28 protein-coding genes are annotated in these 23,129 nt (G+C 69.2%); 15 read left to right on the top strand and 13 right to left on the bottom strand.

Features of this window, described 5'->3' with window-relative positions; all coding sequences use genetic code 11:
- Positions 1 to 474: 474 nt before the first annotated feature.
- The gene (locus HQ325_RS10415; protein ID WP_222629240.1) at positions 475 to 903 is read left to right on the top strand and encodes a VOC family protein; all 429 of its coding nucleotides are present in this window, start codon (positions 475 to 477) and stop codon (positions 901 to 903) included.
- Here HQ325_RS10415 and HQ325_RS10420 read toward each other — a convergent pair whose 3' ends face one another.
- The gene (locus HQ325_RS10420) at positions 904 to 1,662 is read right to left on the bottom strand and encodes a 1-acyl-sn-glycerol-3-phosphate acyltransferase (protein WP_222629243.1); all 759 of its coding nucleotides are present in this window, start codon (positions 1,660 to 1,662) and stop codon (positions 904 to 906) included.
- Positions 1,663 to 1,726: 64 nt separating this feature from the next.
- Entirely contained in the window at positions 1,727 to 2,740 is a 1,014-nt protein-coding gene (locus HQ325_RS10425) for an NADP-dependent oxidoreductase (protein WP_222629246.1), read from the bottom strand.
- A gap of 86 nt (positions 2,741 to 2,826) precedes the next feature.
- Here HQ325_RS10425 and HQ325_RS10430 point away from each other — a divergent pair, with 86 nt between their 5' ends.
- Both HQ325_RS10430 and HQ325_RS10435 read left to right on the top strand, forming a co-directional pair.
- Positions 2,827 to 3,399, top strand: coding sequence for a TetR/AcrR family transcriptional regulator (locus HQ325_RS10430; protein WP_222629249.1), 573 nt, complete (start codon positions 2,827 to 2,829; stop codon positions 3,397 to 3,399).
- A gap of 43 nt (positions 3,400 to 3,442) precedes the next feature.
- On the top strand, positions 3,443 to 3,871 hold the full coding sequence (locus HQ325_RS10435; RefSeq protein ID WP_308014545.1) for a hypothetical protein: 429 nt from the start codon (positions 3,443 to 3,445) through the stop codon (positions 3,869 to 3,871).
- On the opposite strand, the gene serS is transcribed toward HQ325_RS10435, so the two are convergent.
- Both serS and HQ325_RS10445 read right to left on the bottom strand, forming a co-directional pair.
- Entirely contained in the window at positions 3,858 to 5,129 is a 1,272-nt protein-coding gene (gene serS, locus HQ325_RS10440; RefSeq protein ID WP_222629255.1) for a serine--tRNA ligase, read from the bottom strand. The genes HQ325_RS10435 and serS overlap by 14 nt on opposite strands.
- A 28-nt stretch (positions 5,130 to 5,157) precedes the next feature.
- On the bottom strand, positions 5,158 to 5,568 hold the full coding sequence (locus tag HQ325_RS10445; protein ID WP_222629257.1) for an ankyrin repeat domain-containing protein: 411 nt from the start codon (positions 5,566 to 5,568) through the stop codon (positions 5,158 to 5,160).
- A gap of 179 nt (positions 5,569 to 5,747) precedes the next feature.
- Here HQ325_RS10445 and HQ325_RS10450 point away from each other — a divergent pair, with 179 nt between their 5' ends.
- The 5 genes from HQ325_RS10450 to HQ325_RS10470 all read left to right on the top strand — a co-directional run bounded on the left by HQ325_RS10450 (position 5,748) and on the right by HQ325_RS10470 (position 9,599).
- A complete protein-coding gene (locus HQ325_RS10450; protein WP_374107233.1) occupies positions 5,748 to 6,854 on the top strand; it encodes a septum formation family protein in 1,107 nt (368 codons plus the stop codon).
- 13 nt (positions 6,855 to 6,867) lie between these two features.
- The gene (locus HQ325_RS10455; protein WP_222630925.1) at positions 6,868 to 7,200 is read left to right on the top strand and encodes a metallopeptidase family protein; all 333 of its coding nucleotides are present in this window, start codon (positions 6,868 to 6,870) and stop codon (positions 7,198 to 7,200) included.
- Positions 7,201 to 7,285: 85 nt separating this feature from the next.
- Positions 7,286 to 7,597: a PE domain-containing protein gene (locus tag HQ325_RS10460; protein WP_222629261.1), complete on the top strand. Its 312-nt coding sequence runs from the start codon at positions 7,286 to 7,288 to the stop codon at positions 7,595 to 7,597.
- Positions 7,594 to 8,772: a PPE domain-containing protein gene (locus HQ325_RS10465; protein ID WP_222629263.1), complete on the top strand. Its 1,179-nt coding sequence runs from the start codon at positions 7,594 to 7,596 to the stop codon at positions 8,770 to 8,772. Before HQ325_RS10460 ends, HQ325_RS10465 begins: the two co-directional genes overlap by 4 nt.
- Positions 8,769 to 9,599, top strand: a complete 831-nt coding sequence (locus HQ325_RS10470) for an ESX secretion-associated protein EspG (RefSeq protein ID WP_222629265.1) — start codon at positions 8,769 to 8,771, stop codon at positions 9,597 to 9,599. Before HQ325_RS10465 ends, HQ325_RS10470 begins: the two co-directional genes overlap by 4 nt.
- Here HQ325_RS10470 and HQ325_RS10475 read toward each other — a convergent pair.
- The 3 genes from HQ325_RS10475 to HQ325_RS22420 are packed head-to-tail and all read right to left on the bottom strand — an operon-like array spanning position 9,542 to position 11,815.
- Positions 9,542 to 10,204 carry a histidine phosphatase family protein gene (locus HQ325_RS10475; protein WP_222629267.1) on the bottom strand — a complete coding sequence of 221 codons (663 nt, stop codon included), beginning with the start codon at positions 10,202 to 10,204 and terminating at the stop codon, positions 9,542 to 9,544. The genes HQ325_RS10470 and HQ325_RS10475 overlap by 58 nt on opposite strands.
- A complete protein-coding gene (gene pheA, locus HQ325_RS10480; RefSeq protein WP_308014543.1) occupies positions 10,201 to 11,118 on the bottom strand; it encodes a prephenate dehydratase in 918 nt (305 codons plus the stop codon). Before pheA ends, HQ325_RS10475 begins: the two co-directional genes overlap by 4 nt.
- Before the next feature lies 1 nt (position 11,119).
- A complete protein-coding gene (locus tag HQ325_RS22420; protein ID WP_261778244.1) occupies positions 11,120 to 11,815 on the bottom strand; it encodes a hypothetical protein in 696 nt (231 codons plus the stop codon).
- Positions 11,816 to 11,904: 89 nt separating this feature from the next.
- Between HQ325_RS22420 and HQ325_RS10485 the strand changes: the two genes are divergently transcribed.
- From HQ325_RS10485 to HQ325_RS10500, 4 genes are read left to right on the top strand one after another with little or no spacing between them, the layout of a single operon-like run.
- A complete protein-coding gene (locus HQ325_RS10485) occupies positions 11,905 to 12,681 on the top strand; it encodes a DUF2470 domain-containing protein (RefSeq protein WP_222629271.1) in 777 nt (258 codons plus the stop codon).
- A 41-nt stretch (positions 12,682 to 12,722) separates the two neighbouring features.
- Entirely contained in the window at positions 12,723 to 13,496 is a 774-nt protein-coding gene (locus HQ325_RS10490) for a CPBP family intramembrane glutamic endopeptidase (protein ID WP_308014542.1), read from the top strand.
- Between the two features lie 25 nt (positions 13,497 to 13,521).
- Entirely contained in the window at positions 13,522 to 14,808 is a 1,287-nt protein-coding gene (locus HQ325_RS10495; RefSeq protein WP_222629275.1) for an LCP family protein, read from the top strand.
- Between the two features lie 42 nt (positions 14,809 to 14,850).
- Complete coding sequence (locus HQ325_RS10500; protein WP_081821499.1) at positions 14,851 to 15,444, top strand: ferritin; 594 nt, start codon at positions 14,851 to 14,853, stop codon at positions 15,442 to 15,444.
- A 3-nt stretch (positions 15,445 to 15,447) separates the two neighbouring features.
- Here the strand turns inward: HQ325_RS10500 and HQ325_RS10505 are convergent, their stop codons facing one another.
- From HQ325_RS10505 to HQ325_RS10525, 5 genes are all read right to left on the bottom strand, one after another.
- Positions 15,448 to 16,359: a DUF5926 family protein gene (locus HQ325_RS10505; RefSeq protein WP_222629277.1), complete on the bottom strand. Its 912-nt coding sequence runs from the start codon at positions 16,357 to 16,359 to the stop codon at positions 15,448 to 15,450.
- Between the two features lie 11 nt (positions 16,360 to 16,370).
- Entirely contained in the window at positions 16,371 to 17,153 is a 783-nt protein-coding gene (locus HQ325_RS10510) for a glycerophosphodiester phosphodiesterase family protein (RefSeq protein ID WP_204869492.1), read from the bottom strand.
- The gene (locus HQ325_RS10515; RefSeq protein ID WP_222629280.1) at positions 17,150 to 17,980 is read right to left on the bottom strand and encodes a DUF4328 domain-containing protein; all 831 of its coding nucleotides are present in this window, start codon (positions 17,978 to 17,980) and stop codon (positions 17,150 to 17,152) included. The genes HQ325_RS10510 and HQ325_RS10515 overlap by 4 nt, the downstream gene beginning before the upstream one ends.
- A gap of 214 nt (positions 17,981 to 18,194) precedes the next feature.
- Positions 18,195 to 18,536 (bottom strand): rhodanese-like domain-containing protein, encoded by a 342-nt coding sequence (locus HQ325_RS10520; RefSeq protein ID WP_204869490.1) that lies wholly within the window; start codon positions 18,534 to 18,536, stop codon positions 18,195 to 18,197.
- 43 nt (positions 18,537 to 18,579) lie between these two features.
- Positions 18,580 to 19,047 (bottom strand): hypothetical protein, encoded by a 468-nt coding sequence (locus tag HQ325_RS10525; protein ID WP_222629283.1) that lies wholly within the window; start codon positions 19,045 to 19,047, stop codon positions 18,580 to 18,582.
- Positions 19,048 to 19,211: 164 nt separating this feature from the next.
- On the opposite strand from HQ325_RS10525, the gene HQ325_RS10530 reads away from it, so the two are divergent.
- On the top strand, positions 19,212 to 20,138 hold the full coding sequence (locus tag HQ325_RS10530; RefSeq protein WP_222629286.1) for an LLM class F420-dependent oxidoreductase: 927 nt from the start codon (positions 19,212 to 19,214) through the stop codon (positions 20,136 to 20,138).
- On the opposite strand, the gene HQ325_RS10535 is transcribed toward HQ325_RS10530, so the two are convergent.
- Positions 20,126 to 21,316, bottom strand: a complete 1,191-nt coding sequence (locus HQ325_RS10535; protein ID WP_261778242.1) for an acyltransferase — start codon at positions 21,314 to 21,316, stop codon at positions 20,126 to 20,128. The genes HQ325_RS10530 and HQ325_RS10535 overlap by 13 nt on opposite strands.
- 201 nt (positions 21,317 to 21,517) lie before the next feature.
- Between HQ325_RS10535 and HQ325_RS10540 the strand changes: the two genes are divergently transcribed.
- Both HQ325_RS10540 and HQ325_RS10545 read left to right on the top strand, forming a co-directional pair.
- Positions 21,518 to 22,141 (top strand): superoxide dismutase, encoded by a 624-nt coding sequence (locus HQ325_RS10540; RefSeq protein WP_027507329.1) that lies wholly within the window; start codon positions 21,518 to 21,520, stop codon positions 22,139 to 22,141.
- A gap of 143 nt (positions 22,142 to 22,284) precedes the next feature.
- Positions 22,285 to 22,881, top strand: a complete 597-nt coding sequence (locus tag HQ325_RS10545; RefSeq protein WP_261778241.1) for a peptidase — start codon at positions 22,285 to 22,287, stop codon at positions 22,879 to 22,881.
- The last annotated feature ends 248 nt before the right edge of the window (positions 22,882 to 23,129 follow it).

A 23,129-nucleotide genomic window follows, 5' to 3' on the forward strand; every position in this document is an offset into this window, starting at 1 on the left:
AACCAGCAAACCAAAACAAAATATTGGCACTGACATTCATCGACACACTGTTGAGTTCTCAAAGAACACGCACACACCACCACCACCCACACGAAGCAGGAGGATCCGGGGCAACCGTTCCAGCCTAACCACACCGCGACACCCGAGTCAAACACCAGGCACCACACGGATCAGGAAATTGGACTGTACGCTCAGCCTACACGAGGTGCAGACGAACCTTTTCTGTCCGATCGGCCATGCGACTCCGTCCCACCTCGTTCGCCCAGCCCCTGAAGGCCTTCGGTCGGTGTCCGTGTCGCTCTGACTGGAAGAAAGTTACGTGAGTGGTTCTCGAGATGCAAATCGCCTGGTCGCAGCGTGTCCGCCGCCGCGAACATCGGCACATCGTTCCCATGCACGGCCACGAATACATCAGGAGTGCGCTCGAGCCGGCCCGACGGTCGTGTCGGCAGGCGTACCGGAACGGAGTAGCTCGTGCCCATCGCAGCAGTCGACTACAACCATGTGCGACTCACTGTCAGTGACATCGCGACCTCGCGGAAGTTCTACGACGACGTCTTCGGTTTCGAGGTGGCCTTCGAACTCCCCCCGAACCCGGACGAGGCCACGAAGGAAGCGTTGGGCTTCCTCTTCGGAGGAGTCATCTACAAGTTCGGCGGCGGACTGCTCGGACTGCGCCCGGTGGCGCCCGGCGACGACTCGTTCACCGAGGACCGCACCGGCCTGGACCACCTGAGTTTCAGTGTCGCGTCGCTGCAGGATCTGCACGATGCCGCGGCACTGCTGGACACCCTCGGCATCGAGCACGAGCCGGTCAAGGATCTCGGTGACGCCGGCATGGCGATCCTCGAGTTCCGGGATCCCGACAACATCGCGCTCGAGATCGCCGGCCCCAACAGCTAGTCAGTCCGAGGCGCGCTTGCGCTCGTCTCGCGCTGCCATCCGAGCCTCGAGGTCGACGGCATCCAACGTGTCGGCTTCCTCGAGGGTCGGGGCCGTCCCCCCGAGACGGGCAGGTACCCAGTACTCACCGGCGGGGTGCTCGTAGTTCTTCTGGATCTCGGCGAGCATCGACTGCATCGTCGTGCGCAGGTGTGCGGTCAATTCGCCGGCGGTGGTATCCGCTGCGATCGGCTCACCGACCCTGATGGCGATCGGTGTGTTCGTGCGGCCGAGACGCTTCGGGAACCCCTTGGTCCACACACGCTGAGCACCCCAGATGACCATGGGGATGATCGGAACCCCGGCTTCGATCGCCATCCGGGCTGCTCCGGACTTGAAGTCCTTGATCTCGAAGCTACGACTGATGGTCGCCTCGGGATACACGCCGACCAGTTCACCGCGCGCGAGTGCGTCCACTGCCGACCTGTACGACTCGGCGCCGGCGCCGCGATCCACGGGAATGTGCTTGAGCGCCCGCATGATCGGGCCCGACTTCGAGTTGTCGAAGACTTCCTTCTTCGCCATGAACCGGATGTACCGCTTGTGCTTGCGCGCGGGAAGGCCGGCGTAGGTGAAGTCCAGATATCCGGTGTGGTTCACCGCTATCACCGCACCGCCCTGCGCGGGAATGTTCTCCGCGCCGGTCACGTCGAACTTCAGGCCCTGAGCAGCGAAGACCGTGCGGGCGATGCCGATGATGGTGCGATAGACAGGTTCCACAAACAGCAGCGTAGCGGCTCGCCGCCGCCGTCGAGAGGGGCCTCGGCCCGGTGGGAGTCCCCGGCTAGCGAGAACCGCCCAGCGCCACGACCATTTTTCCGGTGTTCTCTCCGCGCAGCATCCCGAGGAACGCCGCCACCGTGTTGTCGATGCCGTGGACGACCGTCTCGTCGAAGGTCACGCGGCCCTCGGAGAGCCACGTCCCCATGTCCTCCGCGAACTGGGTGAATCGGTGCAGGTAGTTGCCGACCGTGAATCCCTGCAGGGTGAGACCGCGGGTCACGATGTTCGACATGTTGTCCGGCCCCGGCGTCGTTCCCACAGTGTTGTAGGCGGATATCGCTCCGCACAGTGCGGTCCTGCCACCGTCGTTGAACGAGTCGAGCGCTGCTTCGAGGTGGTCACCGCCCACGTTGTCGAAGTACACGTCGATACCGTCGGGGGCTGCCTCACGCAGCTGGTCACGCACAGGAGCCTGCTTGTAGTCGAAGGCCGCGTCGAACCCGTACTTGCTGGTCAGCAGGCCCACCTTCTCCGGTGATCCCGCAGAGCCGACGACGCGCCCCGCACCGAGGATCCGTGCGATCTGACCGACCGCGCTGCCGACGGCGCCCGCTGCCCCGGACACGAACACCGTGTCGCCCTCCTGCATGCGCGCCACGTCCTGCAGTCCGACGTACGCGGTGAGTGCAGTCATGCCGAGAATGCCGAGGTAGGCCGAGGTGGGAACACCCTCGATCTCGTGCACCACACGGAACTGCGCGGCATCAGCCTGCGCGACGTCACGCCATCCGAGCTGGTGCACGACGACACTGCCCACCGGATGCTCGTCGGAACGGCTCTCGACGACCCGGCCCACAGCGCCGCCCGTCATGGTCTCGTTCAGCGCGAAGGGCGGCACGTAGGACCGCACGTCGTTCATGCGCCCTCGCATGTACGGGTCGACGGACAGGAAGTCGTTGGCGACGCGCACCTGGCCGTCGCCGAGCTCGGGCAACTCCGTCTCGACGGTGCGGAAGTTCTCCTCGGTCGGCCATCCGGTGGGACGGGAGACCAACTGGATCTGGGTGCTGCGCATGTCGTCCTCATTCGTTGTGGATCGTTCGGTTCACTATTTACTGTACGCTGGATTCTGTACCGATCGATCCAAGGAGATGACGCGCAGTGGGACGACGACCCGCATTCGATGCCCCCTCCGTAGTCACTGCCGCTCGGGACAGGTTCTGGCAGAACGGCTTCGACGAGACCTCGTTGCCGGACCTCGAGCAGGCGACGGGACTGTCGCGCTCGAGCATCTATCACGCGTTCGGCAGCAAGCGCGGACTGTTCGACGCCGCCGTCGCCGACTATCTGGCGTGCGTGGTCGCCCCGCGCCTCACGCTGCTCTCGGGACCCGACGGTGTCGACGCGTACTTCGCCTCACTCGCTCGGGACATCGCATCGTCCGGCACGCAACGCCGAGGGTGTCTGCTGATCACCACCGCGGCGACGTCCGCGGCACACGACGAGACCCTCGCCGTGGTGGTGAACGCCTATCGGGAGGCACTCACCGAGGCGATCGGCGGCGCCTTGACCGCGCGCGGTGACGCGGACGTCGAGACGAGATCCCGCATCCTCGTGACGATGAGCGTCGGCGCGCTGCTCCAGGCCCGAGTGGACCGCACCGAGGCGCTGGCCGTCATCGACGCGGCGCGGATGCTCGCCCGTGGCTGGACATCGTCCGTGACGGCGCTCTGATCGCCGACCCGACCCCCGGGACAGCGTGGGTACCGTGGACGGAGTGGAGATCGATCGATGGCGAAGCCGACTGCCGGTCACCCGTTCCTCCGACGGGGAACTGGTCGGCTGGACGGTGTCCGACCTCGCGCTCGACAGCGGTGAGCTGGTCGACGCGGTGAACCCGGTGGGTCACGTCGTTGCAGAGGATCTGCCTCTCGAGGACGCGATCGAGGTGCTCGAGCACCACGGACTCGGGTCGCTGTCCGCCCCGTACTGGGCCCGCGCGCCCCTGCCCGTCGTCAGCGAACTCGACCTGCGTCGACCACGGTCGGACTGGACGTGGCGACGCATGGTGATGACGCAGCTCGACGACACCAAGGTGTGGGTCCGCCCCGCCTACCCGTCCTATCCGGAGCGAATGGTGGAACTGGCGGTGCCACTGCCGGTGGACGACGTCCTGGTGGCCGAGCCGCCCGTCACGGACGAGTAGTCGCCGGCGGGCGCAACACATCCGTCCCGACGAACGGGACGAGTGCCTCGGGAATGCGGACACTGCCGTCGGGCTGCTGGTGGTTCTCGAGGATCGCGGAGATCCACCGCGTCGTCGCCAAGGTGCCGTTGAGCGTCGCGGCGGTCTGCGGCTTGCCGTTCTCGTCCCGGTACCGGACACCGAGTCGACGCGCCTGGAACGTGGTGCAGTTCGAGGTGGACGTGAGTTCGCGGTAGGTGTTCTGGGTGGGAAGCCATGCCTCGCAGTCGAACTTGCGCGCAGCCGACGATCCCAGGTCGCCGCCGGCGGTGTCGATGACGCGGTACGGCAACTCGACCGCGGCGAGCATCTCCTTCTCCCATCCGAGGAGCCGCTGGTGTTCCGCGTCCGCGTCCTCGGGACGGGTGTAGACGAACATCTCCACCTTGTCGAACTGGTGGACACGGATGATGCCGCGGGTGTCCTTGCCGTAGCTGCCGGCCTCGCGGCGGAAGCACGACGACCAGCCCGCGTAGCGCTTGGGGCCGCCGTTCAGATCGAGGATCTCGCCCGAGTGGTAGCCGGCGAGGGGCACCTCCGACGTGCCGACGAGGTAGAGGTCGTCGTCGCCCAAGTGGTAGATCTCCGACGAGTGCGCGCCCAGGAAGCCGGTCCCGGCCATGATCTCCGGCCGCACGAGCACCGGTGGGATGACCATCGTGAACCCGTTCGACACCGCCTTCTGAGCAGCGAGCTGCAGCAGACCGAGCTGCAGCAGTGCGCCGTAGCCGGTCAGGAAGTAGAACCGAGCGCCCGACACCTTGGCGCCGCGCTCCATGTCGATGATCCCGAGAGCCTCGCCGAGCTCGAGGTGGTCCTTCGGATTCTCGATGGTCGGGATCTCACCGATCGTCTCGAGGGTGACGAAATCGTCCTCGCCGCCGGCCGGCGCGCCCTCCTGGACGATGTTGGAGATGGCACGGTGCGCGGTGTCGAGAGTCGCGTCGGCGGCATTCTGCTCGGCCTCCGCCTCCTTCACCCGCGCGGCGAGCGCGGACGCCGTCGCCAGCAGTTCCGGGCGCTCCTCGGGAGTGGCCTTGCCGATCTTCTTACCGAACGCCTTGTGCTCCGCACGAAGGTTGTCGGCAGCCGACACGGCGGCCCGGCGCGCCGTGTCCGCCTCGAGCAGTGCGTCCACCAGGGACGGATCCTCGCCACGGGTGCGCTGCGACTGTCGGACGGCGTCGGGGTCCTCGCGGACAACTCTGAGGTCGATCACGGGACGTCAGCCTACTGGGGCGATGTGGTCACCCTCGTCCGAGGACGTCCAGGTAGTCCTCGCGGCCGAACATGCGCGCGGCGTCGACCGCGGTGGGATGCCCCGCATCGGGCTCGGCTCCGGCGTCGACGAGCGCTCGGACGACGTCGTCCTCGCCCTTGAACACGGCGCCGGCGAGGGGTGTCTGACCCTTGTCGTTCGCGCGATTCACGTCGGCTCCGCGGTGCGCGAGAGCCACGACGCTCTCGGCATGACCGTGATAGGCCGCCAGCATCACCAGAGTGTCTCCGGATCCGTTCGTCAGATCCACGGGAACTCCCGCATCGACGTAGGCGGTGAGGGCGGCGGTGTCGCCGCTGCGCGCCATGTCGAACACGCGCGTCGCGAGGTCCTCGATCCCGGCCTCGAGCCCGGTGTCCTCGGTATCTGCACCACTCATACCGTCCGAACCTACCGGCAGGCATGATGGAGCCGATGTCTCCGAAGCCCGAAGATCCCACCCCGAGCCCGTCCGGCGAGGACGGCCCGGCGGTCGACGACGCCCCGACGTCCGAGATCGCGGCAGCCGACGCGTCCACGACGGACACGTCCACGACCGACACGTCCACGACCGACGCGGTGGTACCCGAGGCGTCGACTGCCGACGACCCGACGGCCGACGAGACCGACACCGCGACGGACGAGAAGAGTGGTCCGCGCACCGTTCAGGCCTCGAACGCCCGTCGGCTGCTCGCCCTGGTCGCGATCGGTGCCATCGGAGCGGCAGCCGTCACCATCGGTGTGTCCGGCGGCTTCGACCGGAGCGAGAAGCTCGCGACACCGTCCACCGCGGGAACCGTCGGTACCGCGTCGACCACGTCGTTCGGCGCGTCCGACGCCGGGGACTGCCTGCAGTGGACCCCCACCGACGACCCGGACACCGACCGCCAGGATCTGGCCGAGGTGAGCTGCGCGGAGCCGCACCGCTTCGAGGTCGCCGAGACGGTGGATCTCGGGGTGTACCCGGTCGCCGAGTTCGCGACGGGATCGCCGTATCCCGACGCGGCCCGCTTCGCCTCCCTGCGCGACGAACATTGCGAGACCGCGGTGCAGGACTACACCGGAGGCCGTTTCGACCCCACGGGCAAGTACTCGGTGGGCCTCATGTTCCCCAGCCAGGCCGGGTGGGCCGCGGGCGAGCGCGCGATCCGGTGCGGCATCCAGCAGACCGGTGCGACCAGCGCGCTGCAGGTGATGACCGGCAGCGTCGCGGACCAGGACCAGTCGACGGTCTGGGAGACCGGCAGTTGCGTCGGCGTCGAGTCGGGTGTTCCGACGGACCCGATCGACTGCACCGCTCCGCACGCCTTCGAGGTGGTGTCGGTGGTGGATCTCGCCTCACAGTTCCCCGGCGGACTACCGTCCGTCGAGGACCAGGACCGGTACCTCGAACCCACGTGCACCCAGGCGTCGGACGCGTACCTGGGCGGCTCGGACGTTCTCCGGGAGAAGACGTTGACCCTGTTCTGGGACAACGTCGACGCGTCGAGCTGGTTGGCGGGCAGCAAGAAGGTGAGCTGCTCCATCGGCAAGGAGGTCGAGTCGGGCGGGTTCGCGTCCATCGTCGGTTCGGCGAAGGGCGACATCACCATCGACGGCGCGGCGCCGGTTCCGCCGCCTCCCGTCCCGGACGGCCGCAGCCTGCCGACCCCGCTCCCCGGAGCGTCTCCCCTGCCCGGTGCGTGACGTGTCGGTCAGCATGTCCGAGGCGGAGTTCGAGAACGCGGTCGGCGATGCGCTGGACACTCTCCCGGACGAGCTGGCCGCCTTCATGAGCAACGTCGTCGTGCTGGTCGAGGACGAGCATCCGACGGAGGATCTCCTGGGCCTGTACGAGGGCGTGGCTCTCACCGAACGGTTCGAGTACAGCGGGCACCTGCCGGACGTCATCACGATCTATCGACTGCCGATCCTCGACATCGCCCGTGACGAGGACGACGCGCGCCGCGAGATCGCGGTGACCGTCGCCCACGAGATCGGGCACCACTTCGGTATTGACGACGATCGGCTGCACGAACTCGGCTTCGGCTGAGCTCCGATCTCCGCCCGCGGAACCGATTCCCGCCGTCGCGCGTCCAAGTCTCGAGATCCGACCGGACGCTCGAACGGAGACCCCCATGCCCGGCCATGTACTCGTCGATCCCGAGGCGCTCCTCGCGGCCGCGGCAGAGCTCGATGCCGCGGCGCTGCATCTGGCGTCGTCCCTCACCTCCGTATCCGTCGCGCTCCGTCCTCCCCCCGCCGGCAGCGACGAGGTGTCCGCGCTGGCGGCACGCTACTTCTGGTCCACCGCGCAGTCTCTCGACGCCTCGACGTCCGCAGCGGTGAGCGAGCTCCACGAGACGGCAGCGGCTCTCCGGGTCCAGGCGGCGGCGTACCGCGAGGTCGACTCCTCGTTCTCCACGGCCCTGTCCGCAGGCGTCGCGTGACGGCCGGGCCCACCGGGGTGTTCTGGCTCCCGCGCACCGCGGCGGTGAATTCGGCCGCACTGCTCGCGGGTGCCGGCCCCGCCCCGCTCGCCGCCGCCGGCACCGCGTGGGCCGCGATGGCCACTGCACTCGCCGCGGCCACCGCGACGGTCAGCGGTGTCGCAGCCGCACTGGCAACCACCTGGGACGGGGATGCCGCCGACGCGGCCGGAGCGGGCATGACGGCATTCGCGACGTGGGGCACGGGAGCTGCGCAGCACGCCGCGGCCGTGTCCGCTCGGGCCGCCGCCCAGTCCGCGACGGTCGTGACCGCGCTCGCCGTGATGCCGAGCCTGCCGGAGATCGCCGCGGTGAAGGCCGGACGCACCACCGCGTACGCCACCGGCGGCGCCCTGACCGGCGCGGCACAGGCTGCCGATGCCGCCGACGCGGCGCTCGATGTGCGCGCGGCTCTGGTCATGGAAGCGTACGAGGCGGCGACGGCGCCGCTCGCGCTCGTCGACGGTCTGCAGATGCCCCCGCAGATCACCACGGCGGTCACGGTGGCCACCACCACCGTGATCTCCGCTGTTCCCGGTCACGGGCCGGTACCGAGCGAGGCCGGTACGCAGCCGTCGGACGGCACCGCATCCGACCGGCAGGGGGACGCATCCTCGGTCCAGTCATCGCACCCGGGCCATCCGTCGCGCCTCGTCCCGGAGAGCATCGGACACGATCCCGCCGTCACGAGGGCGGCGTCGCTGATCCAGCAGATGCCGGCGCAGGCCGGGTCGACGCTGTCCTCCGTTCTGTCGTCGGCACCGCAGGCCGGTGCGGCACCGACGATCACCCACGTTGTGCCGCAGCAGGTTCCGATGGTCGCCGCCGGGTGGGGTGGCGGCGGGCGAGGTGGCAGCGGGCAGGGCGGCTCCGTGCACGCGGCCGGTGGGGCGCTCACACGGACGCCGTCGCCGTTCCTCGGTTCCAGCGTCGACTCGGACCCGTCGGTGTCTGCGGGCCAGGACTCCTCCGTGTCCACCGCCGCGCACCCCCGCTCACCGTTCGGCGCGGGACTTCCGATGGGTCACGGCAGGCTCGGCTCCGACGACGTCGTACCCGCCCGCAGGACACCGGTCGTCGTCGAGGAGGAGGCCGGTGTTCCGGTCGTTCCCGCCGTCATCGGGGCGCGGAGATGAGCCGCGCGCCGGTGCTGGGCGGGGACGACCCGCTCGAGAGCTCGCTCACGCTCGACACGGGAGAACTCACGTACCTTCTCGACGCGATCGGGGGGCATTCTCTCCCTGCCGTTCTCGGATGGCACCCGGCCGGCGCGACCATGACCGATCGCGCGACCGTGCAAGCGAGTGCCGCCCGACGCCTCGCCGATCGTCTCCTGGTGTCGGCGGACGGCCGCCCACACCGCGGACTGAGTGCGTTGCTGCGCTCGGCGGCGGCGCCTCGCTGGAGTGTCGACATCCGCACAGTCGGCCACTCCGTCGGCGTGGAGGATGCACGAGCATGTCTGTGCGGCAACGACATCGACGATCCGGTCTGGCTGGTCGCGAGTGCGGGATCGGTGACGGTCACTCGGCTCGACACCGACGCGGCCGTCCTGATCGCGGCCTGGCTCGGCGACGCGGCAGGAGCGCCGATCGATCCGCTGAGCGAGTACACCGACGTCCTCGCGGCCGGTTTCGAGGACGTCGTCCCGCATTGCACCCACCACACCGAGATCGTCGGACTCCGACACGATCACGGTGTCGCCACCACGGTCGACCCGTCGATCGCGGTGTACGACAGTGACTCCGGCCGTGTCCTCACGACCACGGTCCAGGATCCGTCCGGGCGGTCGAGCACGTCCGTGCGATCCGCGACGCCGGTACGTACCGTCGGAGCACTCCGCTCGCTGATCACCTCCCTGGAACGACGCTCGATCCTCGACGAGCACCTGGTCGGCGTGTCCGCTCAGCCCATAGGGTCGTCGGGCGTGCGGCTGCCCTTCGTCTCGAACGGGGGCGTGTAGTCACCCCAGCGCACGCAGTCCCAGGCCGAGACACCCTCGGCTGGAACCAGTTCGACGGTCCCCGTGTTGTCGAGATGGTTGTCGGCGGCGAAGTCGCGATCGATCCCGGACAGCACCGCGGCCACGAGCCGGATGGCGGCACCGTGACTCACCACGTGGACGGTGGCGGAGTCGTCGCCCAGATGGGTGGCGCGCAGGTCGTCGAGTACCGGCACGTAGCGGGCGAGCACCTCGGCTCCGGACTCACCCCCGGGCAGGCGGGCATCGAGGTCACCGTCCAGCCAGCTCCGATACACCGCGGTGAAGCGGGCGTGATCCTCCTCGGTGCTGCGATCCTCGAGGTCACCGACGAACGTCTCCTGCAGACCGTCGCGCACCGTGAGCGGCGTACCGGTCGCGTCGGCCAGGTACTGCGCGGTCTGGCGGGCGCGGACAGCGATGGACGACACCACGGCCGCCGGCGTGTCGGTGACGGTCCGGGCGTACTCCTGTGCCTGTCGGTGTCCGAGCTCGGTCAACTCGGCTCCGGGGGGCAGGGTGTCGAGACGGCGAGCGACGTTCGAGTGAGTCTGACCGTGCCGCACCAGGACGAGTCGGCCGCTCACCGATCTCCCCGTCGTAACGCGTCCAACCAGTCCCGGCCGCGATCATCGGTCGGGCGCGGGCCGCCGGCGGCGACGTGCGCGCTGGGCCAGGAGCCGAGGAACCGCACGTCGGTGCGCGAGTGCAGGACTCGCAGTGCGTCTGCCACCGCGACGTCGTCGATGTGGCCGACGCAATCGATGTAGAAGCGGTAGGTCCCCAGATGCGTTCGGAGAGGCCGAGACTCGATGAACGTCAAATCGATGTCGCGTGTGCTGAACTCGGCGAGCGCGGACACCAACGTGCCGGGCCGGTTGGCGGGAGTGAGCACCACGGCGGTGCGGTCGGCACCCGTGGGAGCCGGCGGTGGGCACGGACGCGTGACGTACACGAAGCGAGTGCGTGCGTTCTCCACGTCGGCCACGCCGTCGGCCAACACGTCGAGTCCGTGCCGTCGGCCCGCGAGACCGGTGGAGACCGCGGCGTCGGCGAGTCCGGCCGCGACGTCCTCGGCCGCACCGGCATTGGACGACGCGAACTCCACCTGAGCATTGGGCATGGTGGCGGCGATCCACTGCTGGACCTGGGCGGCGGCGTGGGGGTACGCCCGGATCGTCCGCACGTCCGCCATGGCGGTGCCCGGACGAGCGACGATGGTGAAGGCCACGTCGAGTTCGGTCTCCGCGAGGATCTGCAACCGGTCACCGATCGCGAGCGCGTCGAGGGTCGGCGGGACCGAACCCTGCACCGAGTTCTCGATGGGCACCACGGCGCCGTCGGCCTGGCCGGAGCGCACCAGTTCGAGCGTCGCGGGCGGGCTGGACGCACTCACGCGTTCGACGGTCTCGCCGAACGCCCCGTCCGCCTCGAGCTTCCCGAGGGCCATCTCGGTGAACGTTCCCGAGGGTCCGAAGTAGGCGATGCGCACCCCGGTCACGCTACGCGTCCCCCGCCGCGTCGCCGGTGATCTCGTCGATCCGACGGCGAAGTTCGCGTGCGATGTTCCCGGCGTTCGGCACCAGGACACCGAGAAGGACCTCTCGGGTCGCGGCCGCGGCGTCGGCATGGAGTGCCACCAGCCGTGCCAGATCCGGGGAGCGGAGCGCACTGCGGACGTCGTCGCCACGCAGTGCGGCCACCGTTCCGGCGAGTACGGCGAGCACGGCGGACGTGTCGGTCGCGACGGCGAAGAATCCGTGTTCCGCGTGCGCGACGACCGCGAGGAAGTCGGCGACCCGATCCGCGGACCACCCCGCGTCCAGGCCGGGATGCCGGCCGGCCCGATCCACGAGCGCCGTCGTCTCCACGACGTCGCCGTCCGCACAGAGCACGACGACGGACGAGCCCGGCGCGATCGCGACGGCGTCGCCGAGCTGATCGACAGTCGCCTCGACGACGTAGGCACGTACCTCGGGCGGCTCGTCGGGCGGAGCCACGTCCAGTCGTACGAGGAACTGTCCGAGGGCGGCCGAGTCGTCCACCGCACTCAGCGGGACGCAGGCCGTTCCGACGAGTGGGTGCGGTTCGAGGGCCTCCGCCGTCGCCACATCGTCGACGGTCGCGACGAGCAGGTCGGCGAAGAGGGCCTCGGGATCTCGCCGGGGGCGCACGCCCAGGGTCAGCATCGTGGGCACGCACCGAGTCTAGTTCGACGTCTTGCGCACCGGCGCGAGGGCTGGTTAGCTAACCCTTACCTAATTACTTCCATCCCGAGGGGGCCGTCATGAACGGTGTCGTCACCACCACCGCGCCGTCCACCGCCGAGCGCGTGCGCAGCGTGTGTCTGCGTGCCGAGCACACGGTCCTGGCGGTGGAGGGCAGCGCCCCCGTGGCCACGACCATGCACTTCCTGCGCTCGCCCGGCGAGATCGTCATGGTGGTGCCCGCGGACAGCACCGTGGGAGCCGTGTCCTTCCAGGCCGGGTCGGCCGGGATCCCCGCCGTGCTCGAGCTGACCGACCACACCCCCCTGGACCTGCGCGAACCCGTGCGATCGCTGGTCTGGATGAGCGGTGAGCTGCGACGCGTCCCGGACACCGCCGAGCGCGCGGTCGCCGCGGCGGTCGCGTCCCAGTACCCGCACGCCGGACTGCTCGACATCGGACACAGCGGCATCCTGATGCGTCTCCTGCTCGAGTCCGTCGTCGTGGCCGATGCCACGGGCGCGGAGCCGGTACCGGTGCGCGACCTCGTGAACGCCGATCCCGACCCGTTCTGGGAGGTCGAGGGAGGCTGGCTGCAGCACCTCGACAGCGACCACTCCGACATGGTCGAGCAGATCGCACGCCGTCTCCCGCCGTCGTTGCGCATCGGTCGTGCCCGGCCACTGAGCATCGACCGCTACGGCGTGGGCATCCGGGTGGAGGGTCACGGCCAGGACCACGACGTGCGGGTGCCGTTCGCGAACCCGGTATCCGACGTGACCGAGCTCGGTCGCGCGCTGCGGGTGCTCGCCGGATGCCCGTTCATGAACGGTCTGCGGGCGCGCGACCACCACTAGCCGACACCCACGGGACCGGGGTCACGGGCACAATCGACCGAGTGCATCCGGAGAAGACACCCACCACCGAGTCGGCACGGTCGATCCGGATCGAGATCGTCGTCGTCCTGCTGTTCACGTTCGGACTCAGCGGACTGTCGAGCATCCTGTCGCTCGTCGAGAGCGCGCTCGAGCAGGGCGCCCTGTCGGACCAGACCGTGGCGATCAACGTGTCGCAGTCGACTCTCGGGCCGATCGACTTCCTCCGTCAGCTGATAGGCGTCGTTCGACTCTGCGCGTGGGGAGCACTGGGCCTGTACCTGTTGTGGCGCAGTGGAATCGGGCCACGCGCCATCGGCTTCGCACGTCCCCGTCTGCGCCCGCACGTGCTGCACGGCGTGATCCTCGCCGCGATCATCGGCATCCCGGGTCTGCTGTTCTACCTCGTCGCCGTCGCACTGGATCTCAACGTCACGGTGCTGCCGAGCACCTTGAACGACGTGTGGTGGCGCCCGATCACGCTGACGCTCTCCGCGGTGGCCAACTCGGTCGCCGAGGAGGTCCTGGTGGTGGCGTGGCTGATCTCGCGGCTGCGCGCCCTCGGGTGGACCGACAACCGATCGCTGCTCGCGTCGGCCGTGTTGCGCGGGAGCTACCACCTCTACCAGGGCTTCGGGGCCGGCGTCGGCAACCTCGTCATGGGTCTGATCTTCGGCCGGTACTTCCAGCGCACCGGTCGACTGTGGCCCCTCGTGATCGCCCACGCCCTCATCGACATCGTGGCGTTCGTGGGGTTCGCCGCCCTGCGGGATCACGTTTCGTGGCTGCCGGGCTGACAGGTCGGCCGGTTAGAGTCGCCGGATGAGCCAGCAACCTCCGTACGACCCGCGGCGGCGACCGCCACCCCCTCGCCGTCCGGGTCCGGAGGAACCGCCGGTGGTGCGGCGACGGGCGGGCAGCCCTCCGGGGTGGGCCGACCAGACCCGTGTGCAGCGGGGTCCTCAGCAGCCACCACCCCGGCAGGATCCGCGGGCGTGGTCGGCGGTTCCCCCGGCGCGGGACGCGCCACGGCGTGACGATCGGTACCGGGACGACCGGCGACCGTACGACGACGGGCGCGGGCCGGCCGATCGAGGCCGCGCCCCTGCTCCCGCCCCGGTTCCGCCGCGCCAGGTGCCGCCCGAGCCGACGCGTCGACGCCGGCGGCCACGGTGGGGTCGCCGCATAGGTATCGCCCTGGTGGTGTTGCTCCTGCTGGTCGTCGGGGGCGCCGTCTGGGCGGACACGTCGCTGTCCCGAGTCGACGCGCTCGGGAACTACGAGGGTCGCCCGGGGGACACCCCGGGGACCAACTGGCTGCTCGTCGGATCGGACAGTCGTACCGGACTCACTCCCGAGCAGGAGGCCGAACTCGCGACCGGTGGGGACATCGGTGCGGGCCGGACCGACACGATCCTGCTGATCCACGTGCCGGCGAGCGGCCCGACCACGATGGTCAGCCTCCCGCGCGACTGGTACGTGCCGATTCCCGGCAACGGCACCGACAAGCTCAACGCCTCGTTCTCCATCGGCGGCGCGCCGCTGCTGGTGCAGACCGTGGAGGGTGTGACGGGCCTGCGCATCGACCACTACGCCGAGGTGGGCTTCGGCGGGTTCGCCGACATGGTCGACGCGATCGGCGGGGTGGACATCTGCGTGCCCTACGACATCGTCGACCCCCTGGCAGGAATCGACCTGCGTGCGGGCTGCCAGGAGCTCTCGGGTCCGCAGGCGCTCGGCTTCGTCCGCAGCCGCGCGACGGCACTCGCCGACATCGATCGGATGAACAACCAACGACTCTTCCTGTCGTCGTTGCTCTCGAAGGCGACCAGCCCGACCACCTTCCTGAACCCGTTCCGGGCGGTGCCGCTGGTACGGGGGGTCGTGACGTCGCTGCAGGTCGACGACGGCGACCACATCTGGAACCTGGCCTCCCTCGGCTGGGCGCTGCGCGGGGAGATGGTCACCACCACCATTCCCGTCTCCGGGTTCGAGGACGTCGACGGCTCGGGCAACGTCCTGCTGTCCGACCGCGAGCGGGCGTCCCGGTTCTTCGAGCTCCTTGCCACCGATCAGCAGCTGCCCCCCGACCTCGTCGGCGGCGGATGACGCGTCCCGACGGACACGCTCGACCCAGTACCGTGTGTCGTCATGAGCCTCGACGACGTGTCCGCTGCCTCCGACGCCCGGGATTCCGGGGTGTTCCACGACAGGGAGTCCAGCGCGTTCCACCTTCTCCTCCGTGAACAGGTGCGACACGAGTTCACCGCCTCGCAGCAGTACATCGCGATCGCGGTCCACTTCGACGGGGCGGATCTGCCGCAGCTCGCCGCACGGTTCTACGCCCAGGCCGACGAGGAACGCGGCCACGCCATGATGATGATCCAGTACCTGCTGGACAACGACCTCGAGGTCCGGGTGCCCGGGGTCGACGACGTCGTGAACGCGTTCGGGTCGGTGCGCGAGCCGGTCGAGCTGGCGCTGCGGCAGGAGAAGAAGGTCACCGAGCAGATCACGACGCTGGCACGCACCGCCCGCGACACCGGCGACTACCTGGGCGAGCAGTTCATGCAGTGGTTCCTCGCCGAGCAGATCGAAGAGGTGGCGTCGATGACGACGCTGCTCACCATCGTCGACCGTGCCGGCGAGAACCTCTTCCACATCGAGGACTTCATCGCCCGCGAGATGACGAGCGAGTCCCGCGGCGGCGGCAACGCGCCGAGGGCCGCCGGGGGACTCGCCTGATCGTCAGCGCAGGGTGACCTGGCGGCTGCGCAGGCCGTCACGGGCGCGCCGCTGCTCGGAGGTAAGCTCGCTGGTGTCGGCCAGCGTCTCGTCGAGCCTGCGGCCGAGAGCCGCTGTGCCCGTTGCCCATTCGTCAGGGTGCACCTCGGGATCGAGGTCGAAGACGGGCACGAGCAGGCCGTGGGTGCGGAACGAGCCGGCGAAGCGCGATCCCTCGCCCACGTGCAGTTCACCCACCGACTGCAAGCGAGCCAGCGCGATCATCAACTGATCCTCGTCCTCGGGGCGGACCCAGCGGATGTGCGCCTTGTCGCCGGCGTCGACCCACCAGGCTGCGGACACACCGTCCGCCGTGATGCGGGCGGACGGGAGGATCGCGCTGTTGGCGCGCTCGATGGTGGCGTCGACCTCGGGGTCCGCTCCCGCGCCCTCCGGGATCCACCACGAGAAGTCCTTGTGGACGGTGATGTCCAGGGGCGCCGTCGCGTCCACGAGTTCCGTCAGTGCGGGCGTCTCGGCGGACGGGTTCGACGCCGCCGTCGAGGTTCCTGGCGTCGCCGAGGAGGCCCACACGATCGAGGCGGCGAGGTCGGCCGACAGATCCTCCGAGAAGGTCTGGACCTGCATCGCGACGAACGCGTTCTTCTGCTCGTCGTCACGCACGAGTGCGGCGACGGCCCCGGGAAGCACGGTCGCGAGGGTGAAGGGCCGGTCGCTTCCCGTCACCGGGAGGGATGCCGACGCGGAGGCGACGAACTCGCGCATCGCCACGATGTCGCACTCGAAGGCGAGGCCCTCGAACGGCCGCACCGGTGCGGACGACATCGCCTCGCGCTCGGCTCTGCGCTGCTCGAGCAGCTCCGCGCGTCGACTGTCGGGCTTCGGTCCGCTGTTTCTCTTGCTCTTCTTACCCACGAGCGTCGAACCTACCGGGTGATGCTGTCGTCCAACCACGCGAGCGCCTGACCCGGATGATCGGTGGCGAGCCAGCGCACCCCGAGGTCGTGGCACAGATGCACGTCCTCCTCGGTGTTCACGGTCCAGCAGTACGTCGCTCGACCGGCCGCCGCGGCATGGTCGACCAGGTTCGGATGATCACGCAGCGTCTTGATCGAGGGCCCGACCGCGGTGGCGCCCACTGTGGTCGCGGCGCCGCCGCCGATGTAGCGCGACGCGGTGCCGAGCAGCACGGTCGGCAGCATCGGTGCCGATCTCCGCACCCGCCACACCGCCGACGGCGCGAACGACATGACGACGGCGCGGGACAGGGACGCCGACCCGGGCCGGCCGATGCCGAAGCGATGCAGTTCCGCCAGCACGGCGTTCTCGATCAGGCCTCCGTAGCGCACCGGGTGTTTGGTCTCGATGAAGATCTTGGCGGGCTTCGCCTTCCACGCCATGACCATGTCGATGAGGTCGCTCAGCAGCAGCACGTTCGCCGGATCGTCGGCCGTCCCGTAGTCGTGGCCGGACAGTGCCTCGTAGGTCAGCGCACTGACGATCCCGGTTCCCGACGACGTCCGGTCGATCCGCCTGTCGTGGACGCACACCACCCGGCCGTCGCGCGTGAGCCGCACGTCGCACTCGACGCCGTCGGCCCCCTCGCGCAGCGCCTGTTCGTACGCCACCAGTGTGTGTTCCGGCCGCGTTCCGGACGAGCCACGATGTGCGACGACGAGGGGTGTGGCCTCGTGTGCGGAGTAGATCATCGGACGTCGGCGAGCTGGTCGGGTGCGGTGTCCTCCGGGGCCGGGGTCGTGTCGGACACGGGGGTGGTCGGCAGGACCGTCCATCGCGTGAGGGTGCGGGTGTCGCCGCGCACGGTGCGGCCGTCGGCTCGGCGGATCACGGTGAGCGTGAGGGCGGCCACCCCCGCGGCGACCAGATCGGTGATCGCGGTGAGGACCACACCGTTCGCCTGCGCCTGGATGCCGTCGACGGTGCGCCACGCGACGGTCGCGGCGATCAGCAGCCAGTTGCCGACCCAGGCCGTCCACCACCACGGCACCAGACGCTCGAGCCGAAGCCTGTGGTCGCTCGTGCGGGCCAACTCCGTGAGGAAGACCCCGGGTAACAGCAGGGTGACGATCGGTAGCAGCGATCCGAGGTAGAGGGTGCGCGTGCGCCTCGGATCCGCGAGTCCGTGACGGGCGTAGGCACTCCGGCGCAACCGGACCACGCGGGCGACCGTCGCCACCGCGGCGACCAGACCGACCCCGAGGGACAGGAACGACAGGCACCACACGGCGGCGTCCGACAGTGCCAGGACCGCGGCGGGCATCAGTCGGTCGCGACTGACGAGCAGCACGACGTACCGGGCCAGCTCGGCAACAGCCGCCGCGACGAACAGGGCGACGGTTGCCGTGAGCAGGGAGGTCGAGCGCCGGGCCAGCCGGTCCGTGGCGCTCTCGGGCGCACTGGGGTGCGGGCGCGGCGCGATCGGCAGACCCCAGGTGGGCATGACGTCGTAGCGGGGGGTGGGGGTCGGGACCCGGCGGACACGGCGCCGCGGCGCCGACCCGGGCGCGGAGGCCACCCATCTGAAGTTACGACGGACGGCCGCGGGCGACTGCCCGACAGTCACAGTCGACTGCCCGAAAGGAACAGTCGACTGCCCGACCGGCACTGGGGAGAGCAGGACCCCGTGGCAGACGGGACACCACTGCCGCGGCGACGGCCCCACGTCGATGCGCCGTGTGCAGCGCGCACAGATCTGGAACCAGGCCACCGGCCGAGGAGCGGTCACGGCGTCAGTACACGGTGGCCGGGCGACCGGCGTCGTCGACGACCGGAAGGCCGGCCTGCTGCCACGCCACCATGCCGCCGTCCACGTTCACCGCATCGACTCCTGCGTGCTGCAGGTACTCGACGACGCGGGCCGAACGGCCACCCTGTCGGCACACCACGTAGAGGGTGCCGTCCACGCTGATGTCGGCCATCCGCGACGGGACGTCGCCCATCGGGACGTGCAGCGCGCCGGGAGCGTGCCCGGCGGTCCACTCGTCGTCCTCACGGACGTCGAGCAGAGCGGCGCTGGGACCGGGCTCCGGGACGTCGGAGACGGACACGGACGGTACGGATCCGAAGCTCACGCACTCGATCCTGTCACGCCCCTCGCCCCGGTGCCACCGTCGATCACCAGTCGTTCTCGAACCGCCCGCGCTCGAACCGCCCGCTCTCGAACCTTCGTGCGCCGCGGGCCACCACCCACGTGGTTCCCACCTTCGCCGCCGGCAGGGTGCCCGCCGCGATCTGCGCGAGCACCGCCTGGCGGGAGATCGCGCGTTCCGCCGCCACCTCGGACACCGACGACCACCCGTCGGTGGGCGGCAGTCCTGCGACCGACTCGTGGTCCCGTGCCGTGCGGACGGACAGCGACACGAGATCGCGACCGCCGGCGAGATCTCGCAGTAGAACTGTGGCGAGAGTGACGGCCTGCGGCAGACCGTCGGCCGAGACCGTGATCAGCAGGCGCGCGCGTCCGAGATGGCTCCGGGTGAGGCGTCCTCGAAACGGCGCGACAGCCGAGGCCAGGAGGTCGGTGTCCGCAGCGTCGAGGTCGTCGAGCGCGGCGGACAGTTCGGCCTCGGCGGTGTAGTCCATGGGGACGAGTATTGCTGATCGACACCCACCGACCGACTCGAAGGTTGCTGATCGACAACCACTATCCCCACCATCCACAGGAACATCCCCAGAAACGGGACTCGATCCCGTTTCTCGACCGGGTGTCGCACCCCGACTCCCGCGGACACTTCTACTGTCGAACCATGGACCTCAGAATCTTCACCGAACCGCAGCAGGGCGCGACCTACGACGACCTGGTCCGCGTGGCGCGCGCCGCCGAGGACTTCGGGTACGACGCCTTCTTCCGCTCCGACCACTACCTGGCGATGAGCACGGACGGTCTCCCCGGACCCACGGACGCCTGGATCACCCTGGCCGGCATCGCCCGGGAGACCTCCACGATCCGCCTCGGCACCCTCGTCACCTCGGCCACCTTCCGGTACCCGGGTCCCCTGGCGATCTCGGTCGCGCAGGTCGACGCGATGAGCGCCGGCCGCGTCGAACTGGGGCTCGGAGCAGGCTGGTACGCCGACGAGCACGCGGCGTACGCGATCCCGTTCCCGTCGGTGGGTACGCGCTTCGATCGCTTCGAGGAGACCCTCGCGATCGTCACCGGTCTGTGGGGCACTCCCGCGGGTGAGACGTTCTCGTACCAGGGCGACCACTTCACCGTGGCCGAGTCACCCGCTCTGCCGAAGCCGGTGCAGAGTCCGCCGCCCATCATCATCGGGGGCATGGGGAAGAAGCGGACGCCGGAACTCGCCGCGCGTCACGCGACGGAGTTCAATCTCCCGTTCGCGGACACCGACGCGACGGCGACACAGTTCGACCGGGTGCGCGCAGCGTGCTCGGACATCGGCCGTGATCCGTCGTCGATGACGTTCTCCAACGCGCTGGTGCTGTGCTGCGGCACCACGGAGGACGAGATCGCCCGCCGCGCCGCCGCGATCGGACGGGACGTGGACGAGCTCCGGGCGAACGGCGCGGCAGGGACGCCTGCCGAGATCGTCGACAAGCTCGGAACGTACGCCGAGCTCGGATCCACCCGGTTCTACCTGCAGATGCTGGACCTGTCCGATCTCGACCACATCGAGCTGGTCGCCGCCGAGGTGATGCGTCAGCTGGCCTGAGGGCCGGAGGTCGGGTCACTCGAGGTCGGCTCGTTCGCGGTCGGGGCAGGCGTCCGCGGATGCCCCGACCAGTGGCGGGCGATCCACCGTGCCGCCGGCGTCTCGACGTAGCGATACACCAGATCCGAGAGCACACCGGTGATCAGCGCGAAGACGAGCACCGCGACGGTCGCACCGAGATGCGGCTCGACGAGCGAGTAGATGCGGTAGAGCACCAGAGTGTGGACCAGGTAGATCGTGTAGCTGCGCGTCGCGAGCCAGTGGATCACGCGCGAGCGGCCGAACGCGGTGTCGGTGGGAGCCACCAGCACCACCGCGACGACGAGCACCAGCACCGTCCACAGGTGACCCTGCTGACCGACGTGGAAGGCGTCCACCGTCGTCGCGTACCGGATGACGGCGAACTGGGCGAGACCCGCGAGAAGAAGGGCCCGCCACGACGCCAGCCGGGCGAACGCGAGGTACGCGATCTGGCCCAGGAAGACGGTGGGCAACGTCGCCGCGACCTTGTCGACCATGGGGATCGTGTACTCGTACGGCACCAGATCGGTGTAGAGCAGGATCAGCCAGCACACGACCGCGCCGACGACCGGAACGAGCACGGGGCGGGATGCGAGCACCCGGCGCATGCACACCGCATACACGTAGAAGACCCCCTGGACCACGAGCGTCCAGGTGACCCCGAGGACCACGACCTCCGGGCGCACGAAGAAGCCGCCGAGCACGAAGCTCATGGCGGCCTCGGCGTTGCTGATGCCCACGGTCTGCGAGAACATCCCGTTCACCCCGAGGCGGACCAGCACGATCGCGGCGAGGACCGACAGCCAGAACACCGGGAGCAACCGCGCTGCCCGCCCCACGAGGAAGGCGCGCGGCGAGTTACGGACGACGGACGCGGTCGCGACCAGTCCGGTGAGGATCATGAAGAACGCGACGCCCACGAACGAGAGATGGTGGTTCAGACCGCCGTGCTCGACGAACACGAGGGTGACGACGTCGATGAGCCACCACGGTGTTCCGAGATCGTCGACCAGGAAGTACGAGATGTGCGAGTACACGACGGTCAGGACCGCCAGCGCACGCAGGATGTCGACTCCGCCGAACCGGATCCGCGGCGGATCGGCCGCCGTCCGGACGGAGACCACCCCGCCGTCTGGCTCGGGCGTCGGGGAGGTCATCGCCCCCGATCTTAAGGTTCCGTTCACCTGTCGGTCGAGTTCGCCCACGTCATCCCTGCCCTCATACAAGGGGACCGCGGTCCGAATCGGTGCGTCGGCGCTGCACTCCGGCTGCGTCGAACTCTTGCGCGAGGTGTACGAATGACGTTGGCTGGGTAACGCCAGCAGTCAGCTACAACAGATGCAAGAGAAGGGAAACACGTGTCCGAGTACACACTGCCCGACCTCGACTACGACTATGCAGCTCTCGAGCCCCACATCTCCGGGGAGATCAACGAGCTGCATCACTCCAAGCACCACGCCACCTACGTCGCCGGCGTGAACACTGCACTGGAGAAGCTGGCCGACGCCCGTGACAAGGACGATCACGGCTCGATCTTCCTGCAGGAGAAGAACCTCGCGTTCCACCTCGGTGGCCACGTGAACCACTCCATCTGGTGGAAGAACCTCTCCCCCAACGGTGGCGACAAGCCCGAGGGCGAGCTCGCGGCCGCACTGGACGACCACTTCGGCTCGTTCGACAAGTTCCGCGCGCAGTTCACCGCCGCGGCCAACGGTCTGCAGGGCTCCGGCTGGGCAGTGCTCGGCTACGACACGCTGGGCAAGAAGCTCCTGACCTTCCAGCTCTACGACCAGCAGGCCAACGTGCCGCTCGGCATCATTCCCCTGCTGCAGGTCGACATGTGGGAGCACGCCTTCTACCTGCAGTACAAGAACGTCAAGGCCGACTACGTGAAGGCGTTCTGGAACGTCGTCAACTGGGCCGACGTGCAGCAGCGCTTCGCCGCAGCCACGTCGCAGACCTCGGGACTCATCTTCCCGTAGTTCCGCCGCACAGTCGTACCGCGAGTGCCGCGTCCCACGAGGGCGCGGCATTCGTCGTCTCACCCGCCACACCTGGCACTCGTGACCACTTGTGTGCCAGTGCAAAGGTGGTGTTCTCTTCCCCTACCCGACGTTGTGTGCCGATGGTCCGCGTACGTTCCGCGCAGGCCGTCCCGCTCGATGCCGGCCAGTGCGAGGAGAACGTCGTGACCAGTCCTGATCGTCGCATCATCGGTGTGGCCCCGTTCCACGCCTCGGGAACGTTGCGCGGCTTCGTCATCTCCGGCCGGTGGCCCGACACGACGAAGGAATGGGCGCAACTCCTCGCCTTCACGGTGCGTGTCGCGTCGACACCCGGCCTGCTGGACACGAGCACCGTCTTCTGTGTCCGTGAAGAACTGCCCGAGGACCCACACGAGGGGACCGTGGGCATCGTGGTGTCCGAAGGGCCCGTCATCGGGGACCACGCGGTGACGCCCGAGAGGTTCGCGCTGCATCAGCCGGCCGCACTGATGATGCTGCATCCGCCGTCGGAGACGATGCCGACGCTGCCGGAGTGCGCCGGGGCAGCGTCAGGATGCGTGCTGTTGCCGGGGCTGCCGCACCTCGGTCTGGACCATCGCGCCGCCTGGGTGGAGGCCGAGGCGGACGGCACCGTCACGTCGATGATCAGCCGTGTGGGCCTCGATCCCATCAGCCATCCCGACACGGCCGTCCTCGCGATGTTGCTGGCTGCATGACACGAAAATTTTCGGGTAGCCGAACTGGTTTGTCGAAGTTGCAGAAGCCTGACCAGGGCTTTAGCGTGGAGAACAGCGAAGGGGAGTAGCCCCCGATCACCCAGTCGAGATCCTGGCGCGCACCGGTTCGCCGGAGCGCTCCCGGCTCGGTCAACCGAGCTGCCGCACACGTGGCAGCAGGTGGGCGAGACCTTTCGTCGACCGGCCGGCCTCCGGCCTTCCCGCACCGGTCCCGATGACCGCACGGT

Origin of the sequence: Rhodococcus sp. BP-349, assembly GCF_019835845.1 — a bacterium.
Classification (GTDB): Bacteria; Actinomycetota; Actinomycetes; order Mycobacteriales; family Mycobacteriaceae; genus Rhodococcoides.

What these genes read in the sequence shown, in the direction of transcription:
- HQ325_RS10525 (WP_222629283.1), bottom strand. Translation starts at nt 19,047, where the DNA reads ATGGACTACACCGCCGAGGCCGAACTGTCCGCCGCGCTCGACGACCTC.
- HQ325_RS10485 (WP_222629271.1), top strand. Translation starts at nt 11,905, where the DNA reads ATGAACGGTGTCGTCACCACCACCGCGCCGTCCACCGCCGAGCGCGTG.
- HQ325_RS10445 (WP_222629257.1), bottom strand. Translation starts at nt 5,568, where the DNA reads ATGAGTGGTGCAGATACCGAGGACACCGGGCTCGAGGCCGGGATCGAG.
- HQ325_RS10460 (WP_222629261.1), top strand. Translation starts at nt 7,286, where the DNA reads ATGCCCGGCCATGTACTCGTCGATCCCGAGGCGCTCCTCGCGGCCGCG.
- HQ325_RS10535 (WP_261778242.1), bottom strand. Translation starts at nt 21,316, where the DNA reads ATGACCTCCCCGACGCCCGAGCCAGACGGCGGGGTGGTCTCCGTCCGG.
- HQ325_RS10425 (WP_222629246.1), bottom strand. Translation starts at nt 2,740, where the DNA reads ATGCGCAGCACCCAGATCCAGTTGGTCTCCCGTCCCACCGGATGGCCG.
- HQ325_RS10470 (WP_222629265.1), top strand. Translation starts at nt 8,769, where the DNA reads ATGAGCCGCGCGCCGGTGCTGGGCGGGGACGACCCGCTCGAGAGCTCG.
- HQ325_RS10510 (WP_204869492.1), bottom strand. Translation starts at nt 17,153, where the DNA reads ATGATCTACTCCGCACACGAGGCCACACCCCTCGTCGTCGCACATCGT.
- HQ325_RS10455 (WP_222630925.1), top strand. Translation starts at nt 6,868, where the DNA reads ATGTCCGAGGCGGAGTTCGAGAACGCGGTCGGCGATGCGCTGGACACT.
- HQ325_RS10495 (WP_222629275.1), top strand. Translation starts at nt 13,522, where the DNA reads ATGAGCCAGCAACCTCCGTACGACCCGCGGCGGCGACCGCCACCCCCT.
- HQ325_RS10530 (WP_222629286.1), top strand. Translation starts at nt 19,212, where the DNA reads ATGGACCTCAGAATCTTCACCGAACCGCAGCAGGGCGCGACCTACGAC.
- HQ325_RS10545 (WP_261778241.1), top strand. Translation starts at nt 22,285, where the DNA reads ATGGTCCGCGTACGTTCCGCGCAGGCCGTCCCGCTCGATGCCGGCCAG.
- HQ325_RS10500 (WP_081821499.1), top strand. Translation starts at nt 14,851, where the DNA reads ATGAGCCTCGACGACGTGTCCGCTGCCTCCGACGCCCGGGATTCCGGG.